Genomic DNA, 20050 nt, shown 5'->3' with positions numbered 1-20050 from the left:
TCGGCGTTTTCAGGCTCGGGGCTGCGACCGGATCAGAAGGCCGGCAGCACAGCACCGCTGTATTTCTTAGCGATAAATGCTTTCACTTCCGGGCTGGTCAGGGCCTTGGCCAGCTTCTGGATGGCATCGCTGTCCTTGTTGTCCGGACGGGCAACCAGGAAGTTCACGTACGGCGAGTCGGCGCCTTCGATCACCAGCGCGTCCTTGGCTGGGTTCAGGCCAGCTTCCAGGGCATAGTTGGTGTTGATCATGTCCAGGTCAACCTGGTCCAGCACACGCGGCAGCATGGCCGATTCAAGCTCGCGGAACTTCAGTTTTTTCGGGTTCTCGGCGATGTCTTTCGGTGTGGCCAGGGCGTTTTTCGGGTCTTTCAGGGTGATCAGGCCAGCCTTCTGCAGCAGCAGCAAGGCGCGGCCGCTGTTGCTGCCTTCGTTAGGGATGGCAACGGTGGCGCCTTCTTTAAGCTCGCTCAGGCTCTTGACCTTCTTCGAGTAGCCACCGAACGGTTCGACGTGTACGCCAACCACGGTTTCCAGGTGGGTGCCTTTGCCTTCATTGAAGTTCTGCAGGTACGGCAGGGTCTGGAAGTAGTTGGCGTCCAGACGCTTCTGGTCGACCTGCACGTTCGGCTGCACGTAGTCGGTGAAGACCTTGATCTGCAGGTCCACGCCTTCCTTGGCCAGGGTCGGCTTGATCAGCTCAAGGATCTCGGCATGGGGAACCGGCGTGGCGGCAACCACCAGTTTTTCAGCGGCATTGGCCAGGCCGGCGAGCGACAGGGCAGCGGCCAGGGCGGTGGTCAGCAGGGTCTTCTTCATGGTGGTCCTTATTCTGAATCTGGGCCATCGGCGATGGCGAAGTCGGGTGCCCTGCCCCATGTCGGGTGGGCGTGAGACGGACAATACCGAGATTTCTTATGCCGCAACAATATCTTTTAATTCGCTGCTTATTCCAAAAACAAACTGCCATTACCGCCTTTGCTTATGAGTGCTGTCTAGCGCGTAGGGTTGCCCAGATCGAGGTCCTCCGGCTGGATCTCCTCGCTGTCATTCACCAGCAGGGCGAAGTGGATGACGTTCTCCAGCTCGCGGGTGTTGCCGGGCCAGGCATGGGCTTCCAGCACCTGCTGGGCCGCGTCGCTGATCAGCGGCACCGAGCGCTGCAGGCGGGCGGTGTAGATACCCACAAAGTACTCGGCCAACGGCAGGATATCGCCCCGACGCTCGCGCAACGGGGGCAGTTCCAGCGCGCCCTCGCGCAAGTACTGGTACAAGCGCTCATTGAACCTGCCAGCCTTCACCACCCGCGCCAGGTCGATGCTGGTCGCAGCCACCAGGCGCACATCCACAGGCTGAGGCTGCTGCGCGCCAACGCGCGTCACTTCGCGGTTTTCCAGTGCGGCCAGCAGCTTGCCCTGGATCTCCAGCGGCAAGTCGGCAATCTCGTCCAGGTACAGCGTGCCGCCGTTGGCCGAACCGAACCAGCCGGCGCGGCTGCTGGCGGTACCGCCGTGGGTACCAGCGCTGTAGCCGAACAACTCGGCATCGGCGTAGGTAGGGCTGATGGCCGCGCAGTTGACCGACACAAACAGCCCACTGCGATCACTGGCGCGGTGAATCTGGCGCGCCAGCAACTCCTTGCCGGTGCCGGTCTCGCCACGGATCAGCACCGGCAGTGGCTGCGGCGCCAGGCGTTCGAGGTCTGCACGTAGCTGCTGCGAACGCGGGTCGATGAACACCAGGGCCTTGGCACGAATGCTCAGCGGGCTCTTGTCCAGCTCGGGAAAGGTCAGCAGCGGCTGGCCAAACGGGTTTTGAAAAGTCATGACAAACTCCCGCCCCAGGCCTTCGGAGGCCGGGCGTCAGGCTAACGGAATCAGTAGGGGGCGATCAGGCGCGGCGCAGTGCGCGCTGTTCGACCCGGCTCTGCAAGCGATACAGATAGGCGAAGCCTTGCTCCCAGCGCTCGTGCCCGGACTTGACGTTGATGTGCCCGGCGTTGGTCAGCAAGCCCGCTTCAGCACCCCAGGCCTGGGCCAGGTGCAATGCGCGCGGCACGCTCACAGCCGGGTCGTTGTCAGAGCTGACCACCTGGCTTGGGAACGGCAGCGCCTGCATCGGGATCGGCGCAAAGTTGCGAAGCGCCGGCGCGCAGGTTGGCCGCTCGACATCCGCAGGCGCCACCAGCAACGCGCCACGCACCTGGCGCAGCATCGCCGGGCTGGCCTCGGCGGCCCAGTGGGCGACGGTGACGCAGCCCAGGCTGTGAGCGATGAGAATCACCGGCGAGGGTTCGGCGGCAATCGCCTGCTCCAGGGCCTGCACCCAATCGCGCCGTTGCGGGGTCAGCCAGTCGTGCTGCTCGACCCGGGCGCTGTTGGGCAAGGTACGCTGCCAGTGACTCTGCCAATGGTTGTCTGGCGATCCTTGCCAGCCCGGCACAATCAGGTAACGAATCGACTCATTGCGCATGGGGACGCCTCCAGTAAGTTTGCGTGCTTGGAGACCAGTATAAGGAGGGAGTTATATTCGTAAAGGAATAAGAAGCTATTTATTAATAACCAAAAGCGTTCACCGCTTGCCGACGGTAGGCATCGTGCAGGCAAAAAAAAGGGCCAACCCCTGCCAAGAGATGTGGCCCATAAGCTCTCAAAGAGAGTCACTTGCCTGAAGAGGTTTGAAAAGCTCTTGCCGAGTCAGCGCGCGGTAATCACCGCCAGCTTACTGATACCCGCGCGTTCGATGGCCGCCATGGCCCGCGCCACTTCGCCGTAGTTCACGCCATCATCGGCCTGCAGCTGCACACGGACTTCCGCGTCCTTGGCCTTGGCCGCCTTGAGGTTGGTCTCCAGCAGGTCCGGCTGGATCTCGTCCTTGTTGATGAACAACTTGCCGGCACCGTCGATGCTCACCACCAGCGGGTCTTTCTGCTCCACCGGTGCCACCGCCTCGGTCTTGGGCAGGTTGATGGGGATGGCATTGGTCAGCAGTGGCGCGGTGACGATGAACACCACCAGCAGCACCAGCATGACGTCCACCAACGGCGTGACGTTGATTTCACTGAGGACTTCGTCGCTGTCCTGGGTCGAAAAGGCCATATCAGGACGCCTCCTTCACTGGCTGGGTGAAACCGGCCTGGGCTTTGTGCACAGCGGGGTGCACCAGTACCCGGAAGGCACTCTTCTGCGCCAGGCTGTAGAAGTCATGGGCGAAGTCGTCCAGGTCAGCTGCGGTCAGCTTGAGGCGACGCAGGAAGTAGTTGTAGACCAGCACCGCAGGCACTGCGACGGCAATACCCACACCCGTGGCCACCAGCGCCGCGCCGATAGGCCCGGCCACGGTTTCGAGGCTGGCGGACCCTGCCGCACTGATGCCCTTGAGCGCTTCCATGATGCCCCACACGGTGCCGAACAAACCGATGAAGGGCGAGGTGCTGCCGATACTGGCAACCACGGCCAGGCCGGTTTCCAGCGAACGTCGCTCGCGCACGATCTGCTGGCGCAGGGCACGTTCGAGGCGGTCCTGGTGATTGATGGCGTGGCTCAGGTCGTTGGCCTGGGTGGTATCGCCGACGGCAATGGCGGCATAGCCGGACTGCGCGACGCGGGCCGCTGGGCCAGGCAGTTCATGGCTGATCTCGGCGGCCGAGTCCAGGCTGGAGGCTGCCCAGAACTGCTGGTGGAAGCGCTTGTCCTGGTTCTTCAGCCGCACGAACTGCACGACCTTGACCAGGGCCAGGCCCCAGGTGACAACGGAGAAACCGACCAGCAGCCAGATGACTGCGCTTTCAACGGATTCGAGGGGGGATGCCAACAGGCTCATGATGATGTCTTCCTATGTTCTGCTGATTCTGTGAAATGCGTTAGCGAAGCTTGAAGTCGATCGGCACGCTGACCCAGCCGGTCTGGGCCACGTCGCCTTGCTTGGCAGGGACGAAGCTCCAGCGCTTGACCGCGGCCAGCGCGGCGGCGTCCAGGGCATCGCGGCCGCTGCTTTTCTGGATCTGGATCTGGCCCGGCTTACCGCTGGGCAGTACCTCGACGCGCAGCAGCACGGTGCCTTCCCAGCCGCGCCGCTGAGCCATCTGCGGATACTCCGGCGCCGGGTTCTTGAGATACGCGGCGTTGGCTGAAGCTGGCGTCACCGGTGCCGGCGCGGGTGGCGCAGGGGCTGGTGGCGCCGGGGCTGCCACCGGGGCCGGTGGTGGCGCCTCGACCGGTTTTGGCTGCGGTTTGGGCGGCTGCTTGACCACAGGTTTAGGGACCGGTTTAGGCTTGGGCTTGGGCTTGGCGGCCAGTTCGTCGACGACCGGTGGCGGCGGCGGTGGCTCGACCACCGGCGGCGCGGGTGCGGGCGGTGGCGGCTCGACCACGGGCGGCGCAGGGGCAGCGAACTCGATGGTCATGGGTGGCACTTGCGGCGGCACCACGGGCAGCTCGGGCGTCGGCGCCTGGCTGACCCAGTAGGCGGCGGCGCCGTGCAGCGCCAGTACCAGCAACGCCAACGCCAGCTTGTCGCGGCGCTTCAGGCCGCTGGCAGGCGTGCGTTGCAGGCGCTGCTGGCCAAGCGGAAGACGAAGCGTGCGTCCAAGCTCGACCAGGTCGCCGGGGGCCGGGCGCCATGGCTGGTCGTAGGCTCTGACGGCCGTCTGGACATTACCCATTGATCAAACTCCTGGGGTCTCGATTCAGGTGTGTGGCTGAATCATCGGGGCCAGAGGCTTATCTCTTAAAGTAATGTTTAAAATTATGGTTAGAACTTAATTGAATATTATTTTTGAGCGGTCTCGTGAAAGCCACGGATTTCGCGGGCTGTGGGCAGCACGGCGATTAGCGATGCTTTATGGGCATGCAAAATATTCGCGTAAGGCATGAGATTGCTGCGAGGGCTGCGCCCTCGATGCGCAGCACAAGGCTGCTCCTACAGGGAATCTCGGTGCAGCCCCGGCAATCCACCAGGCAATAAAAAACCCGGGACAGGGCCCGGGCTCTTCATCTTCAAAGGCAGATTAGATATCCGCCACCTTCTGCCAAACCTTCGGCCGGAAGAACAATGTCTCGCCCCGCGCCAGGCCAGTCAGGCTGTCGTGGTCCTTGACCACCTCGGCCTCGATCAGCTCGCTCTGCCCTTCCACCTTCAAGGTCACACGGGTCGTCGCGCCCAGCGGGCGAATGTCGCGCACCTCGGCGGCATGGTGGCCCTCGGTCTCATGGCGCGACAGCGACACTTCGTGCGGGCGGAACAGCACGTGGTGCCCTTCGCTCAAAGCCAGGCGGTTGGAGTCGCCCAGGAAGTGGTAGACAAAATCATTGGCCGGCTGCTCGTACACCTCACCCGGCGAGCCGATCTGCTCGATCACGCCTTTGTTCATCACCACGATACGGTCAGCGACTTCCATGGCCTCTTCCTGGTCATGGGTCACGAACACCGAGGTCAGGTTGATATCTTCGTGCAGGCGCGCCAGCCAGCGACGCAGCTCTTTACGCACCTTGGCATCCAGGGCACCGAACGGCTCGTCGAGCAGCAGCACCTTGGGCTCCACCGCCAGGGCGCGAGCCAGGGCGATACGCTGGCGCTGACCACCGGAGAGCTGTTCAGGGTAGCGGTCGGAGAGCCAGTCGAGCTGCACCATGTTCAGCAACTCATGCACTTTTTCGGCAATCTTGCTCTCGCTCGGGCGCTCGCCCTTGGGCTTCATGCGCAGGCCGAAGGCGACGTTGTCGAACACGCTCATGTGGCGGAACAGCGCGTAGTGTTGGAACACGAAGCCGACGTTGCGATCACGCACGTCGTGGCCGGACACGTCCTCGCCATGGAACACGATAGTGCCGTCATCCGGCGTTTCCAGGCCGGCAATGATGCGCAGCAGGGTGGTCTTGCCGCAGCCGGACGGGCCGAGCAACGCCACCAGCTCACCGCTGTGGATATCCAGGTTGATGTTGTCCAGGGCCTGGAAGCTGTTGAAGCGCTTGCTGACGTTACGAACTTCGATCGACATGAATTATTCCTCCGCAGCGCTTTGGCGCAGGCGGTTAATACGGTTCTCGCTCCACTGCTTGAGCAGCAGGATGAAGAGCGCCAGGATCAGCAACAGGCTGGCCACGCTGAAGGCCGCGACGTGGTTGTACTCGTTGTAGAGGATCTCCACGTGCAGCGGCAAGGTGTTGGTGACGCCGCGAATATGCCCGGACACCACCGACACCGCGCCGAACTCACCCATCGCCCGCGCCGTACACAGCACCACGCCGTAGATCAGGCCCCATTTGATGTTGGGCAGGGTCACATGCCAAAACATCTGCCAGCCATTGGCGCCCAGCAGGCGCGCGGCCTCTTCTTCCTGGGTGCCCTGCTCCTGCATCAGCGGGATCAGTTCACGGGCCACGAACGGCACGGTGACGAAGATGGTCGCCAGGACAATGCCGGGCAGCGCGAATACAATCTGGATGTCATGGTCCTGCAGCCAGGGGCCGAACAGGCCTTGCGCGCCGAACATCAGCACGTAGACCAGGCCCGCGATCACCGGCGAGACCGAAAACGGCAGGTCGATCAGGGTGACCAGGATGCTCTTGCCACGGAACGTGTACTTGCTCACGCACCACGCCGCGCTGACGCCAAATACCAGGTTCAGCGGCACCGAAATCGCCACGGCAAACAGGGTGAGCTTGAGCGCCGACAAGGCGTCGGGCTCGAAGATCGCCTCGAAGAAGGTACCAAAACCGTTTTTCAGGGCCTGCGATACCACGATCACCAGCGGCAACAGCAGGAACAACGCGAACACCAGCCAGCCAAGGCCGATCAGGATGCGCCGCGACGTGGCGCTGCCACGGCGGGCTGCATTGGCGGCGGCGGTAGCGCTCAGGGATGAACTAGACATAGCCGGCCTCCTTCAAGGGGTTTCGATGCGGCGCTGCAGCAGGTTGATCAGCAGCAGCAGGATGAAGGAAACCACCAGCATCAGCACGCCGATGGCGGTCGCGCCGGTGTAGTCGTACTGGTCGAGCTTGACCATGATCAGCAGCGGCAGGATTTCGGTCTTCATCGGCATGTTGCCAGCAATGAAGATCACCGAACCATATTCACCCACCCCACGGGCGAAGGCCAGGGCAAAGCCGGTCAGCCAGGCGGGCAGCAGCGCGGGCGCCAGCACGTGGCGGAACACCTGCAGCGGTTTCGCGCCCAGGCAGGCGGCGGCCTCTTCGACTTCACGCGGGATGTCGGCCAATACCGGCTGCACCGTGCGCACCACGAACGGCAGCGTGACGAAGGTCAGCGCCAAGGTGATGCCCAGCGGTGTGTAGGCGATCTTGAAGCCCAGGTCGGTAGCAAACTGGCCAACCCAACCCGCCGGGGCGTACAGGGCGGTCAGGGCGATACCGGCAACGGCGGTAGGCAAGGCGAATGGCAGGTCGATCATCGCGTCGATGATCTTGCGGCCGGGGAAGGTGTAGCGCACCAGCACCCAGGCCAACAGCGTGCCGATCACGCCATTGATGATGGCGGCGAACAGGGCAGTGCCGAAACTCAGCTTGAGCGCGGCGATCACCCGCGGCGCACTGATGATGTTCCAGAACTGCTCCCAGGTCAGCTGCGAGGCATGGATGAACATGGCCGCCAGCGGTATCAGCACAATCAGGCTGAGGTACACCAAGGTGTAGCCCAGCGTCAGCCCGAAGCCGGGTATGACGGGGGAAATGCGACGTGACATAAATATCCCTGGTTGAACGCACGAAGCCCGGGATCAATCCCAGGCCGGTGCAGGCTTCTGAATCTTGGGGCTGCTTTGCAGCCCATTCGCGGCACAAGGCCGCTCCCACAGGGGAGCCCGGTTCCTTGTGGGAGCGGCCTTGTGCCGCGAATGGGCCGCACAGCGGCCCCGCTTTTCCATAACCGCTTACTGTGCCTGATAGATCTGGTCGAACACACCACCATCATTGAAGAACTTAGGTTGTGCAGTCTTCCAGCCACCGAAGTCCTTGTCGATGGTTACCAGGTCCAGTTTCGGGAATTGCTTGCCAAATTCGGCAGCGACTTTCTCGTCACGTGGCCGGTAGAAGTTCTCGGCGGCGATTTTCTGGCCAGCCGGGCTGTACAGGTACTTGAGGTATTCGGTGGCAATCGCGGTATTGCCCTTCTTCTCGGCGTTCTTGTCGACCACGGCCACCGGTGGCTCGGCCAGGATCGACAGCGACGGCACGACGATGTCGAACTTGTCTGCGCCACCGTCTTCCTTCAGCGCCAGGAAGGCTTCGTTTTCCCAGGCCAGCAGGACATCGCCCTGGCCGTTGTTGACGAAGGTGATGGTTGAGCCACGGGCGCCGGTATCGAGCACCGGTACGTGCTTGAACAGCTCCTGCACGTAGGCCTTGGCCTTGTCTTCGCTACCGCCGGTCTTCAGGCCGTAGGCCCAGGCGGCGAGGAAGTTCCAGCGCGCACCGCCTGAGGTTTTCGGGTTCGGGGTAATGACCGAGACGTCTTTCTTGATCAGGTCGCCCCAGTCCTTGATGCCTTTCGGGTTGCCCTTGCGCACCAGGAACACGATGGTCGAGGTGTACGGGGTGCTAGCGTCCGGCAGGCGGGTCTGCCAGTTGTCCGGCAGGGTCTTGCCGAGCTTGGCGATTTCGTCGATGTCGCCGGCCAGGGCCAGGGTCACCACGTCGGCGCGCAGGCCATCGATCACCGCGCGGCCCTGTTTGCCCGAGCCACCGTGGGATTGCTGGATCTTCACCTTGTCGTCCGGGTGGGACTGCTGCCAGTGCTTGATGAATTCGGCGTTGTACTGTTGATACAACTCACGAGTCGGGTCGTAGGACACGTTCAGCAGTTCGTAGTCCTTGGCGATTGCGGAACCGGCAAAAACAGCACTGGCCAGAGCGGCAAGCGCATAACGGCGGATGGACATGGTGAAGCTCCCGATTGGCATTTTTCTAGTTTTAAAAGTGTGGCGCGATCAGCCGGGCTTGTGGCCGGGCTGTTGCAGGCGGAACTTCTCCTTGCGCTCGATCTGTACGACCTGAGCGTTGTGCACGGTAATCTCCACCGCACCGAAACGCAGATCGCGCAGGGCGCTCTGGATCTCACGCAGAATGGTGGCTTCGTCCTGACCGTCGATGCTACGCAGAGATGCACTCATGCTCGTTCTCCTTGGAGTGAGGGTGCCGGGCAGAGGTTTGAAGGGGATTTGCGCCTGGCTTGAGGGCAATAGTAGTGAGGCGCGGATATTCTTAAAAATACTGTTTAAGAATGTTTATATAACCAAAATCAAACCAGGATTGTGTAGGCGACAAAAGGCCTCTGTGGGAGCGGGCAAGCCCGCTCCCACAGGGTTCAGTGTTGGGTTTTGCTACTGTGTTCAGGCTCGCGGATTTTGTACCAGGCCACATACAAGGCCGGCAGGAACAGCAGCGTCAGCAAGGTGGCCACGATGATCCCGCCAATCATGGCGTAGGCCATCGGCCCCCAGAACACCTCTCGGGCAATCGGGATCATGCCCAGGCTGGCTGCCGCCGCCGTCAGCAAGATCGGCCGCCGCCGGTGGTTGGTGGCCTCCACCACCGCATCCCACGGCGACAGCCCCTGGGCTTCGAACTCGTCGATCTGGGTCACCAGAATCACCGAGTTGCGAATGATGATACCGGCCAGGGCCAGAATCCCGAGAATCGCCACAAAGCCCATCGGCGTGCCCGTTGGTACCAGTGCCAGTACCACACCGATCAACCCCAACGGCGCCACGCTGACCACCAGGAACAGCTTCTGCACGCTGTGCAGCTGGATCATCAGGAAAGTCGCCATAAGGAACAGCATCAGCGGGATAACCTTGCGGATCGGCCCCTGGGCCTTGGCGCTCTCCTCCACCGTACCGCCGGTCGCCACCTCGAAACCGACCGGCAGTTTGCTGGCAAATTCGTCGATCTTGGGCTTGAGCTGGGCCACCAGGTCGGTGGGCTGGATGTCGCCATTGACCGACGCCTTGATGGTGATGGTCGGCTTGCGATCACGCCGCCAGACCAGCGGCTGCTCCAGCTCGTAACGCACCGTGGCGAACGCCAACAGCGGTATCGAGGTGCCATTGGGGCTGACGATCTGCAGGTTCTGCAAGGTGTCGGGCGAACCCCGCTCGCTGTCCTCGGCGCGGGCGACCACGTTGACCAGGTAGATGTTGTCGTTGACCTGGGTAATGGGTACGCCGGTGACGATGCTGTTCATCACGTTGGCCACATCTTCGGACGACAACCCCAGCTGGCGCGCCTTGTCCTGGGCAATCTCGATACGCAGCACCTTACCCGGCTCGTTCCAGTCGTAGATCATCTCGCCGATGTGCTCGTTGGCGTCGAGCAACGTGGCCAGCTCGATGGCGTGCTTGCGCACCTGGTCGATGTCCTGGCCGCTGACCCGGTACTGGATCGGCCGCCCCACGGGCGGGCCCATCTCCAGCGATTGCACGTTGGTGCCGATGCCGACGAACTCTTCACGCAGCAGTTTCTGCAAGCGATCCATCATGCCCTGACGTTCTTCGAAGCCTTTGCTGACGATCACCAGCTGGGCGTAGTACGGGTTCTGCAACTGCTGGTCGAGGGGCAGGTAGAAGCGGATCGCGCCCTGGCCGATGTATGTACTCCAGCGCACCAGGTCGGGGTCGTCTTTGATCCTGGCCTCCAGCCGGTCAACCACCTTGCGCGTCTCCTCGATGGAGGCGTTCTGCGGCAGGTTGAGGTCGACGAGAATTTCTGGCCGGTCGGATGAAGGGAAGAACTGGTTCTGCACGAACCGCTCGCAGAAAATCGCCAGCGCGAACAGCAACACCGTGCCGATGATGGTCAGCCAGCGATTGCGCATGCACCACAGCAGGCCGCCCTCGAATGCCTTGCCGATTCGCCCTGGCTCGGCCTCGTGCGGTTTGACCTTGCTGCTGAGAATATGCACGCCCAGCACCGGGGCGAAGAACACCGCCACCACCCACGACACGATCAACGCCACGGCGATCACCGCAAACAGGGTGTAGGTGTACTCGCCTGCCGAGCTGGCGTTGAGCCCGATCGGCACGAAGCCGGCCACCGTCACCAGGGTACCGGTCAGCATCGGGAATGCCGTCGAGGTGTAGGCGAAGGTCGCGGCCTGCTCCTTGCTCTCGCCCATTTCCAGGCGCGTGACCATCACCTCCACGGTGATCATCGCATCGTCCACCAACAGGCCCAGGGCGATGATCAAGGCGCCCAGCGAAATCCGCTGCATGGTGATGCCGCTGTACTCCATGAACACGAAGACCATGGCCAGTACCAGCGGGATCGAGCAGGCCACCACCAGCCCGGCACGCACGCCGAGGCTGACGAAGCTCACCGCCAGCACGATCACCACCGCCTCGAACAGCGCACTGGTAAAGCCGCCCACGGCTTGTTTGACCACCACAGCCTGATCGGACACGGTGTGCACACCCACCCCCACCGGCAGGTCGGTGATCACGCTGTCCATTTTCTTCTTCAGCGCAGCGCCGAACACCTGGATGTTACCGCCCGCCTTCATGCCGATGGCAAGGCCAATGGCGGTCTGGCCGTTGTAGCGGAACATCGGTGACGGCGGGTCGACGTAGCCGCGCTCGATATCGGCAATGTCGGCAAGGCGGAAGAAGCGGTCGTTGATCCTCAGGTTGACGGTTTCCAGGTCCTTTTCCGACGCGAACTGCCCGGTGGTGCGTACCGAAATACGCTCAGGTCCCGCTTCGATCACCCCTGCCGGCGTTACCGCGTTCTGCGATTGCAACGCCTGCATGACCTGACGCTGGTCAATGCCCAGGGCCGCCAGTTTGCGGGTGGAGAAGTTCAGGTACAGCACTTCATCTTGGGTGCCGACCAACTCGATCTTGCCGATGTTGGGCACTTCGCGCACTTCAGCACGGGCCTGTTCCACGTAGTCACGCAGTTGCCGCAAGGTCAGGCCATCGGAGGTAAAGGCGTAGATCGAACCGAATACATCACCGAATTCGTCGTTGAACGCCGGGCCTTGGATGCCCTCGGGGAACTGGCCGCGGATGTCCTGGATCTTCTTGCGCACCTGGTACCAGATGTCCGGGATGTCCTTGGCCTTGGTGGTGTCGCGCAAATAGACGTAGACAGTGGACTCGCCAGGGCGGGTGTAGCTTTTGGTGTAGTCGAGCGAGTCCAGCTCTTCGAGCTTCTTCTCGATGCGGTCGGTGACCTGGTACAGCGTCTCGTCCTGGGTTGCACCGGGCCAGCGGGTCTGGATGACCATGGTCTTGATGGTGAATGACGGGTCTTCTTCACGGCCAAGGTTGAAGTACGAGAAGATCCCCATCAGCAAGCCGACGAACATCAGGTACCAGACGAACGATTGATGCTTGAGTGCCCATTCGGACAGGTTGAAGCTTCCTTTCATTGCGCATCCTCGTCGAAGGTGACCTTCTGGCCAGGCTTGAGGCTGTTAACGCCGGCAGTCACCACGCGCTCGCCTGGCTGTACCCCGGAGGCGAGGACGATGTGCTCGCTGGTGCGGTCGATCAAGGCCACATCCCGGGTCGCCACGGTTTTCTGCTGTGTGTCGATCACCCACACCTGGGTCTTGCCGTTGCGTTCGAGCAAGGCGCTCAGCGGCAGTTCACTGCGCGGCGTGACCGCCGAGCTCAGGCTCACACTGATCGCCGTGCCAAGGTGGAAGGCCGCTGGCGTGCTGGCCAGGGTCAGGCGTGCGCGCCGGGTGCGCGTGGTGGCGTCAGCTTGGGGCTCCAGCTCACGCAACGAGGCCGTGGTGTTGATGCTTGGGTCGAGCTGCGAGGCCACGGTGAAGGTGAGGCCCTTGTCGAGTTGCTCGGCCAGGCCGATCGGCAGGTCGATAACAGCTTCCTTGACGTCTGGCCGGGCCAGGGTGACGACCGCCTGGCCCGCCGTTACCGTTTGCCCGGCTTCGGCCTGCCAGGCAGTGATCACTGCCGCGTGGTCGGTGCGCAGGGTGCTGTAGTCGAGTTGGTCACGCGCTTGGCTAAGCGCCGAGCGTGCCTGCTCCAGCGCCGCACCGGTGGTTTTCAGGTTGGTCTGGGCAATGTCCAACTGGGCCTGGGCGCCGACACCGCGGTCGTACAGCTGCTGCTGGCGGCGCGCGTCGGCCTGGGCGTTTATCCATTGCGCCTGAACCTTGGCCAGATCGCCTTCAGCGGCGCGCAATTGGTTCTGCTGGTCGGTGGGGTCGAGGGTGGCCAACGTGTCGCCTGGCTTTACCTGGGCGCCCACATCGAGCCAGCGCCGCGCGATACGCCCGGACACGCGAAAGCCCAAGGTGCTCTCGAAGCGCGCCTGAATGCTGCCGGCAAAGCGCCCGAGTTGCGCTTGCACCTGCGGCTCGACCTTCATCGAAAGCACCGGCCGTACAGGCTCTACGACCTTCTCTTCACTGCTGCAGGCAACAAGCAGCAGCCCGACCGGGAGCATCAGCAGCAAACGCTTCATGGCGCATCCCCCCCGGCCTTCTGATCGATTTTTTCCACCTGCATGCCCGGGTGCAGCAACTGCCCGCCATTGACGACGACGATTTCGCCGCCTTTGATGCCGCTGGCGACCACGACCTTGCCGGTGAGGTAGCGCGCGACGTCAACCTTGCGCAGTTCGACCTTGTCACCCTCACCCACGACCCATACGGCAGGCTCATGCAGCGCCTTGGTCAAGGCCGACCAGGGCAGCTCGATGCTGGAGCGCCCTTGGGTATTGGCAGTGGCCGTTACTGGCGAGCCCAGCTGCATGCCGGGCGGCACGTCACGCAGGCCGACCTTGACCTGCACCGTGCCACTTTGGGCCGAAACAGTCGGCGTCACTTCGCGAACAAACCCTTGCGCCTGCACCTTGGGGTCATCGAGCAGCTTCACGATCACCCCGGCATCGCTTGGCGGCGCCACCAGCAACGATTCATAGACGTTGAACACCGCATCGCGGTCGCCATCGGCGGCCAAGCCGAAGATCGGCATGGTCGCCTGCACCACTTGCCCGACTTCGGCCTGGCGCTCGGTGATCACGCCAGCGGCCTCGGACACCAGCGCGGTGTAGCTCAACTGTTCATTGGCGTTGGCCAACTGCGCCTGCGCGGCTTTGAGCGCGCTCTGGTTGCTGCGCAGCGCGGCTTCGGCGGAGTCGTACTCGCTCTGGCTGGTGTAGCCCTTGGGTAAGAGTTTTTGCTGACGCACGAAGGCCGCAGCCGTCTGCGTCACGCGCGCCTGGGCGGCGAACACTTCTGCCTTGGCCGAATCGACGTTGTTCTGCAGGTCTTTCGGGTCCAGCCGTGCCAGCACCTGGTTGGCCTTGACGTGATCGCCCACATCGACGCTGCGCGAGATGATCTTGCCGCCCACACGGAACGACAAATCGGTTTGCACCCGCGCCTGCACGTCGCCGGTCAGAGTGACCCTGGCCGCGAAATCGGTGGGTTGTACTTGCAACACGCCAACCCTGGGCAGTTCCGGGCTCGAGACTTCCTTCTCGCACCCCGACAACATAAACAGCAACCCTAGGCAAACGGCCGACTGAAGACGCCTCAACGTCATGCGGGCTCCTTGCTTGCGCGCAAAATGGTTCGAGGAATGCGACTGTTAGCGTAGTTCAGGGTTTAGCAAACGGCGATACTGCCTGTTCGCCCGCACACGGAAGCGCCCCATGCTCACGACCCTGGCCATCGCCAACTACCGTTCGATCAACCAGCTGGTCTTGCCGCTGGGCCGGCTCAACGTGATTACCGGTGCCAATGGCAGCGGCAAGTCCAACCTGTACAAGGCCCTGCGCTTGCTCGCCGAGACGGCGCGCGGTGGGGTGGTCAATGCCTTGGCCGCCGAGGGTGGGTTGGAGTCGACGTTCCATGCCGGGCCTGAAAAAATCAGCCGCCGCATGCTCAAGGGCGAGGTACCGGTGCAAGGCGGGCCGCGCCAGCAGGTGAGGCGCCTGAAAATGGGCTTTACCGACGAAGACTTTGGTTATGCCATTGGCCTGGGGCTACCTGAGCCGAGCCGGTCGATGTTTTCCCTGGACCCACAGATCAAGCATGAAGCGATCTGGGCCGGCCCCGTATGCCGCCCTGCCAGCCTGCTGGTGGAGCGCAGCGCGGCCATGGTGCGCGCCCGGGAGGGGCGCCAGTGGCAGGTCATGAGCCAGCACTTGACCGAGTTCGACAGCCTGTTTGACCAGGTTGGTAGCGTGCAAGGCTCACCTGAAGTGCTGCACCTGCGCGAGCAGATCCGCAGCTGGCGCTTCTATGATCATTTCCGTACCGACCCCGAAGCGCCGGCACGCCATTCGCGCCTCGGCACCCGCACGCCGGTGCTGCACCACGACGGCCGTGACCTGGCGGCGGCGTTGCAGACCATCCAGGAGATCGGCGATTTCGAAGCGCTGCAGGCAGCGATCAGCGACGCCTTTCCCGGCTCGCAAGTGGGCATCGATGCGACACCCGGTGGCCTGTTCAGCCTGCGTTTTCAGCAAGCGGGGCTGTTGCGGCCGTTGACTGCCGCAGAACTGTCCGATGGCACCTTGCGCTACCTGCTACTGGTCGCGGCACTGCTGACGCCCAGGCCGCCGAGCATGATGGTGCTCAACGAACCGGAGACCAGTTTGCATCCAGATTTGCTGCCAGCGCTGGCGCGGCTGATTCGGCGGGCTTCGCAGCAGTGCCAGGTGTGGGTGGTATCGCATGCGCCACGGTTGGTGGCGGCGTTGGAAGAGGATGAGGGGTGCAATGCGATTCGGCTGGAGAAAGTGCTGGGCCAGACGATGATCGTTGGGCAGGGGATGCTGGATGAACCGGCTTGGCATTGGCCCGATTGAGGGAGGATTTACTGGCCTCTTCGCGGGCAAGCCCGCTCCCACAGGGATATCCACAAGCCTGAGGCCTGTGGTGTACCTGTGGGAGCGGGCTTGCCCCGCGAAGGGCCGCAAAGCGGCCCCAGGCTGGGTCAGGCCGACGCAGCAGCTGCCGTCGGGCGCTTGACCTGCGGCTGCGACACATTCGCCGCGGCCCCTTCTTCGATGGCCTGCTGGATCGCCTTGCGACGGTGCTCTTCAGCGCGGCGGCTGAAGTACCAGACCATGAAGGTCACCAACGACACCGACAGTAGGATCAGGCTGGCCACGGCGTTGATCTCAGGCTTCACACCCAGGCGCACCGCCGAGAACACTTCCATCGGCAAGGTGGTCGAGCCTGGCCCTGACACGAAGCTGGCCAGTACCAGGTCATCCAGCGACAGGGCAAACGACATCATGCCGCCCGCCGCCAGCGATGGCGCGATCATCGGGATGGTGATCAGGAAGAACACCTTCCACGGCTTGGCACCCAGGTCCATCGCCGCTTCCTCGATCGACAGGTCCAGCTCACGCAAGCGCGCCGACACCACCACCGCCACGTACGCCGCACAGAACGTGGTGTGGGCGATCCAGATGGTGACGATGCCACGCTCCTGCGGCCAGCCGATCATCTGTGCCATGGCCACGAACAGCAGCAACAGCGACAGACCGGTGATCACTTCGGGCATCACCAGCGGGGCGGTGACCAGGCCACCGAACAGCGTGCGGCCCTTGAAGCGGGTGACCCGGGTCAGCACGAAGGCCGCCAGGGTACCCAGCGCCACCGCGGCCACCGCCGTGTAGCAGGCGATTTCCAGCGAGCGCATCACCGACCCCATCAACTGGGTGTTATCGAGTAGGCCGACGTACCACTTGACTGACCAGCCACCCCACACCGTCACCAGCTTGGAGGCGTTGAACGAGTAGATCACCAGGATCAGCATCGGCAGGTAGATGAACAGCAAGCCGAGCACCAGCATCAGCTTGGAAAAACTGAAGCGCTTCATGCCCTGCCCTCCATTTCTTTGGCCTGGCTGCGGTTGAACAGCAGGATCGGCACGATCAGGATCGCCAGCATCACCACCGCCAGCGCGGACGCCACCGGCCAGTCACGGTTGTTGAAGAACTCTTGCCACAGCACCTTACCGATCATTAGCGTTTCCGGGCCGCCCAGCAGTTCTGGGATCACGAACTCACCCACCACCGGGATGAACACCAGCATGCAGCCGGCGATGATGCCGTTTTTCGACAGCGGCACGGTGATCTTCCAGAAGCTGTTGAAGGTGCTCGAACCCAGGTCCGATGCGGCTTCCAACAGGCTCGGGTCGTGCTTCACCAGGTTGGCATAGAGCGGCAGGATCATGAACGGCAGGTACGAATAGACCACGCCGATGTACACCGCCAGGTTGGTATTGAGGATCTGCAATGGCTGGTCGATCAGCCCCAGCCACATCAGGAAGCTGTTAAGCAGCCCGTTGTTGCTGAGGATGCCCATCCAGGCGTAGACGCGGATCAGGATCGCCGTCCAGGTCGGCATCATGATCAGCAGCAGCAGAACGGTCTGCGACTCTTTGCGGGCGTTGGCGATGGAATAGGCCATCGGGTAGCCGATCAACAGGCACAACAAGGTGCTGAAGAAGGCCATCTTCAACGAGCCCAGGTAGGCCGAGATGTACAGCTCGTCTTCGGTCAACAGGCCGTAGTTGGCCAGGTTGAGCACCAGCTGGATCTTGTCTTCGACGTAGCTGTAGATCTCGGTATACGGCGGGATCGCCACGTCGGCTTCGGCGAAGCTGATCTTCAACACGATGAAGAACGGCAGCATGAAGAACAGGAACAGCCAGATGAACGGCACGCCGATCACCAGGTGCCGCCCCTCCGGGGTCAAGCGCTGGAAGGCTCGCTTGAGCTTGCGCAGTTTCATGACCGCAGTACCACGCCGCTGTCGTCTTCCCACCACACGTACACTTCATCGCCCCAGGTCGGACGGGTGCCCTGGCGCTCGGCGTTGGCGACGAACGACTGCACTACCTTGCCGCTCGGCAGCTCGACGTAGAACACCGAGTGGCCACCCAGGTAGGCAATGTCGTGGACCTTGCCGCGCGACCAGTTGTGCTCGCAGGTCGGCTGTTGGGTGGTGACCAGCATTTTCTCCGGGCGCAGCGCGTAGGTGATGTGCTTGTCTTCGACCGAGGTGGTGATGCCGTGGCCGACGTAGATCTTGCGCTCAAGTTCTGGGCTGGCAATGATCGCGTGGCCTTCGGCGTCGTCGACCACTTCACCCTCGAACAGGTTGACGTTGCCGATGAACTCGCACACCAGGCGGCTGGTCGGGGTCTCGTAGATATCCACCGGCGAGCCGATCTGGGCGATCCAACCCAGGTGCATGATGGCGATGCGCTGGGCCATGGTCATGGCCTCTTCCTGGTCGTGGGTCACCATCACGCAGGTCACACCCACGCGCTCAATGATTTCCACCAGTTCAAGCTGCATTTGCGAACGCAGCTTTTTGTCCAGAGCGCCCATTGGCTCATCAAGCAACAGCAGTTTCGGGCGTTTGGCCAGCGAGCGGGCCAGGGCCACACGCTGACGCTGGCCACCCGAAAGCTGGTGCGGCTTGCGCTTGGCGTACTGGGTCATGTGCACCAGCTTGAGCATCTCGGCCACACGGGCGTCGATGTCGGCCTTGGGCAGCTTGTCCTGCTGCAGGCCGAAGGCGATGTTCTGCGCCACGGTCATGTGCGGGAACAGCGCGTAGGACTGGAACATCATGTTGATCGGCCGCTCATAGGGCGGCATGTCGGTGATGTCGACGCCATCGAGCATGATCCGCCCTTCGGTCGGACGCTCGAAACCGGCCAGCATACGCAGCAAGGTCGATTTGCCGGAGCCGGAGCCACCCAGCAGGGCGAAGATCTCGCCCTTGCGGATTTCCAGGGACACATCGTCCACCGCTACCGTTTCGTCGAACTTTTTCGTGACCCGGTCGATCTTGACCAGCACCTGCTTGGGTTGCTGGCCACCCTCGAGGGCTTTCTTATAGGCACCGGAGGCAACTGCCATGAGTGAAACTCCCAACAAGATTTGTGTACCCGCGCAACCTGTTCTGCAGGGGGCCGCGGCGGGCCTGGATGGTTACTTGCCCGACTTGACCTTGGTCCAGCTACGGGTCATCAAACGTTGCACCTTGGGCGGCAACTCACTGTTGACGAACATCTTGTCCAGCACTTCCTGCGGTGGGTACACCGCGGCGTCAGTCCTCACGGCCTGGTCCATCAGGTCGCCAGCCTTGGGGTTCGGGTTGGCGTAACCGACGTAATCACTGACCTGGGCGATAACCTCAGGTTTCAGCAAATAGTTGATGAAGGCATGGGCCTCTTTGACGTTCTTGGCGTCCTTGGGGATCGCCAGCACGTCGAACCAGAGGTTGCCGCCTTCCTTGGGAATCGCATACGCCAGGTTCACGCCCTTCTTGGCTTCTTCCGCACGGGCCTTGGCCTGGAAGATATCGCCAGAGAAGCCCGCCGCGACGCAGATGTCGCCGTTGGCAAGGTCGGTGATGTACTTGGACGAGTGGAAGTAGGTCACGTACGGGCGTACCGCCAGCAACTTCTGCTCGGCAGCCTGATAGTCCTTGGGGTTGCTGCTGTTGGGGTCCAGCCCCATGTAGTTGAGCACTGCGGGGAGCATTTCGTCCGCCGAGTCGAGGAAGGCCACGCCGCACTTGGAGAGCTTCTTCATGTTCTCGGGTTCGAACAGCACGGCCCAGGAGTCGATGGTGTCGACGCCCAGCGCGGCCTTGACCTTTTCAACGTTGTAACCAATGCCGTTGGTGCCCCACAGGTAAGGCACGGCGTACTGGTTGCCCGGATCGTTCTTTTCCAGGCGCTTCATCAGGGCCGGATCCAGGTTGGAATAATTGGGCAGCAGGCCCTTGTCGAGCTTCTGGAACGCGCCCGCCTTGATCTGCTTGCCCAGGAAATGGTTGGACGGCACCACCACGTCATAGCCGGTGTTGCCGGCCAGCAGCTTGCCTTCCAGGGTTTCGTTGGAATCGAAAACATCCTGCACGGGCTTGATACCCGTTGCCTTCTCGAAGTCCGCGAGTGTGGTCGGGCCGATATAGTCGGACCAGTTGTAGAAATGCACCGTAGGCGCCGCTTGGACGCTGCATGCCAGCGTCAGGCCCGCTCCAGCCATCAAGGCCTTGCGTAATACAGAAATAGACAA

The 20050-nt window shown here is 62.4% G+C and carries 19 protein-coding genes; 1 reads left to right on the top strand and 18 read right to left on the bottom strand.

Annotated features, from left to right (window positions below; translation table 11 throughout):
• Positions 1-32 precede the first annotated feature (32 nt).
• The 14 genes from OGV19_RS25055 to OGV19_RS24990 all read right to left on the bottom strand — a co-directional run bounded on the left by OGV19_RS25055 (position 33) and on the right by OGV19_RS24990 (position 14535).
• Positions 33-818 carry a MetQ/NlpA family ABC transporter substrate-binding protein gene (locus OGV19_RS25055; RefSeq protein WP_264311117.1) on the bottom strand — a complete coding sequence of 262 codons (786 nt, stop codon included), beginning with the start codon at positions 816-818 and terminating at the stop codon, positions 33-35.
• A 176-nt stretch (positions 819-994) separates the two neighbouring features.
• Positions 995-1825: a sigma 54-interacting transcriptional regulator gene (locus OGV19_RS25050; RefSeq protein ID WP_264311116.1), complete on the bottom strand. Its 831-nt coding sequence runs from the start codon at positions 1823-1825 to the stop codon at positions 995-997.
• Positions 1826-1889: 64 nt separating this feature from the next.
• Entirely contained in the window at positions 1890-2471 is a 582-nt protein-coding gene (locus tag OGV19_RS25045; RefSeq protein WP_264311115.1) for an alpha/beta hydrolase, read from the bottom strand.
• Positions 2472-2695: 224 nt separating this feature from the next.
• Complete coding sequence (locus OGV19_RS25040) at positions 2696-3097, bottom strand: ExbD/TolR family protein (protein WP_027592267.1); 402 nt, start codon at positions 3095-3097, stop codon at positions 2696-2698.
• A gap of 1 nt (position 3098) precedes the next feature.
• Positions 3099-3821: a MotA/TolQ/ExbB proton channel family protein gene (locus tag OGV19_RS25035; RefSeq protein WP_099430730.1), complete on the bottom strand. Its 723-nt coding sequence runs from the start codon at positions 3819-3821 to the stop codon at positions 3099-3101.
• Between the two features lie 40 nt (positions 3822-3861).
• On the bottom strand, positions 3862-4662 hold the full coding sequence (locus OGV19_RS25030) for an energy transducer TonB (protein ID WP_264311114.1): 801 nt from the start codon (positions 4660-4662) through the stop codon (positions 3862-3864).
• A 345-nt stretch (positions 4663-5007) separates the two neighbouring features.
• Complete coding sequence (locus OGV19_RS25025) at positions 5008-5997, bottom strand: sulfate/molybdate ABC transporter ATP-binding protein (protein ID WP_264311113.1); 990 nt, start codon at positions 5995-5997, stop codon at positions 5008-5010.
• A gap of 3 nt (positions 5998-6000) precedes the next feature.
• On the bottom strand, positions 6001-6873 hold the full coding sequence (gene cysW, locus OGV19_RS25020) for a sulfate ABC transporter permease subunit CysW (protein ID WP_264311112.1): 873 nt from the start codon (positions 6871-6873) through the stop codon (positions 6001-6003).
• 12 nt (positions 6874-6885) lie between these two features.
• Positions 6886-7704 (bottom strand): sulfate ABC transporter permease subunit CysT, encoded by an 819-nt coding sequence (cysT, locus tag OGV19_RS25015; RefSeq protein ID WP_186665492.1) that lies wholly within the window; start codon positions 7702-7704, stop codon positions 6886-6888.
• A 186-nt stretch (positions 7705-7890) separates the two neighbouring features.
• Complete coding sequence (locus tag OGV19_RS25010) at positions 7891-8898, bottom strand: sulfate ABC transporter substrate-binding protein (RefSeq protein WP_264311111.1); 1008 nt, start codon at positions 8896-8898, stop codon at positions 7891-7893.
• Between the two features lie 48 nt (positions 8899-8946).
• Positions 8947-9129 (bottom strand): sulfur starvation response protein OscA, encoded by a 183-nt coding sequence (oscA, locus tag OGV19_RS25005; protein WP_264311110.1) that lies wholly within the window; start codon positions 9127-9129, stop codon positions 8947-8949.
• Between the two features lie 194 nt (positions 9130-9323).
• Complete coding sequence (locus OGV19_RS25000; protein WP_264311109.1) at positions 9324-12386, bottom strand: efflux RND transporter permease subunit; 3063 nt, start codon at positions 12384-12386, stop codon at positions 9324-9326.
• The gene (locus OGV19_RS24995) at positions 12383-13450 is read right to left on the bottom strand and encodes an efflux RND transporter periplasmic adaptor subunit (protein WP_264311108.1); all 1068 of its coding nucleotides are present in this window, start codon (positions 13448-13450) and stop codon (positions 12383-12385) included. Before OGV19_RS24995 ends, OGV19_RS25000 begins: the two co-directional genes overlap by 4 nt.
• Complete coding sequence (locus OGV19_RS24990; RefSeq protein ID WP_264311107.1) at positions 13447-14535, bottom strand: efflux RND transporter periplasmic adaptor subunit; 1089 nt, start codon at positions 14533-14535, stop codon at positions 13447-13449. Before OGV19_RS24990 ends, OGV19_RS24995 begins: the two co-directional genes overlap by 4 nt.
• 109 nt (positions 14536-14644) lie before the next feature.
• On the opposite strand from OGV19_RS24990, the gene OGV19_RS24985 reads away from it, so the two are divergent.
• Positions 14645-15805, top strand: coding sequence for an AAA family ATPase (locus tag OGV19_RS24985; RefSeq protein WP_264311106.1), 1161 nt, complete (start codon positions 14645-14647; stop codon positions 15803-15805).
• Between the two features lie 128 nt (positions 15806-15933).
• Here OGV19_RS24985 and OGV19_RS24980 read toward each other — a convergent pair whose 3' ends face one another.
• From OGV19_RS24980 to OGV19_RS24965, 4 genes are all read right to left on the bottom strand, one after another.
• Positions 15934-16827 (bottom strand): ABC transporter permease subunit, encoded by an 894-nt coding sequence (locus tag OGV19_RS24980; RefSeq protein ID WP_264311105.1) that lies wholly within the window; start codon positions 16825-16827, stop codon positions 15934-15936.
• Positions 16824-17744 (bottom strand): ABC transporter permease subunit, encoded by a 921-nt coding sequence (locus OGV19_RS24975; RefSeq protein WP_264311104.1) that lies wholly within the window; start codon positions 17742-17744, stop codon positions 16824-16826. The genes OGV19_RS24980 and OGV19_RS24975 overlap by 4 nt, the downstream gene beginning before the upstream one ends.
• Entirely contained in the window at positions 17741-18883 is a 1143-nt protein-coding gene (gene potA, locus OGV19_RS24970; protein WP_264311103.1) for a polyamine ABC transporter ATP-binding protein, read from the bottom strand. The genes OGV19_RS24975 and potA overlap by 4 nt, the downstream gene beginning before the upstream one ends.
• Before the next feature lie 72 nt (positions 18884-18955).
• A complete protein-coding gene (locus tag OGV19_RS24965) occupies positions 18956-20050 on the bottom strand; it encodes a polyamine ABC transporter substrate-binding protein (protein ID WP_264311102.1) in 1095 nt (364 codons plus the stop codon).

The sequence above is a fragment of the Pseudomonas putida genome (genome assembly GCF_025905425.1).
In the GTDB taxonomy this organism is placed as follows: domain Bacteria; phylum Pseudomonadota; class Gammaproteobacteria; order Pseudomonadales; family Pseudomonadaceae; genus Aquipseudomonas; species Aquipseudomonas putida_AF.
The sequence above is the reverse complement of the archived record's forward strand: the minus strand, read 5'-3'. Positions and strand labels throughout refer to the sequence as shown.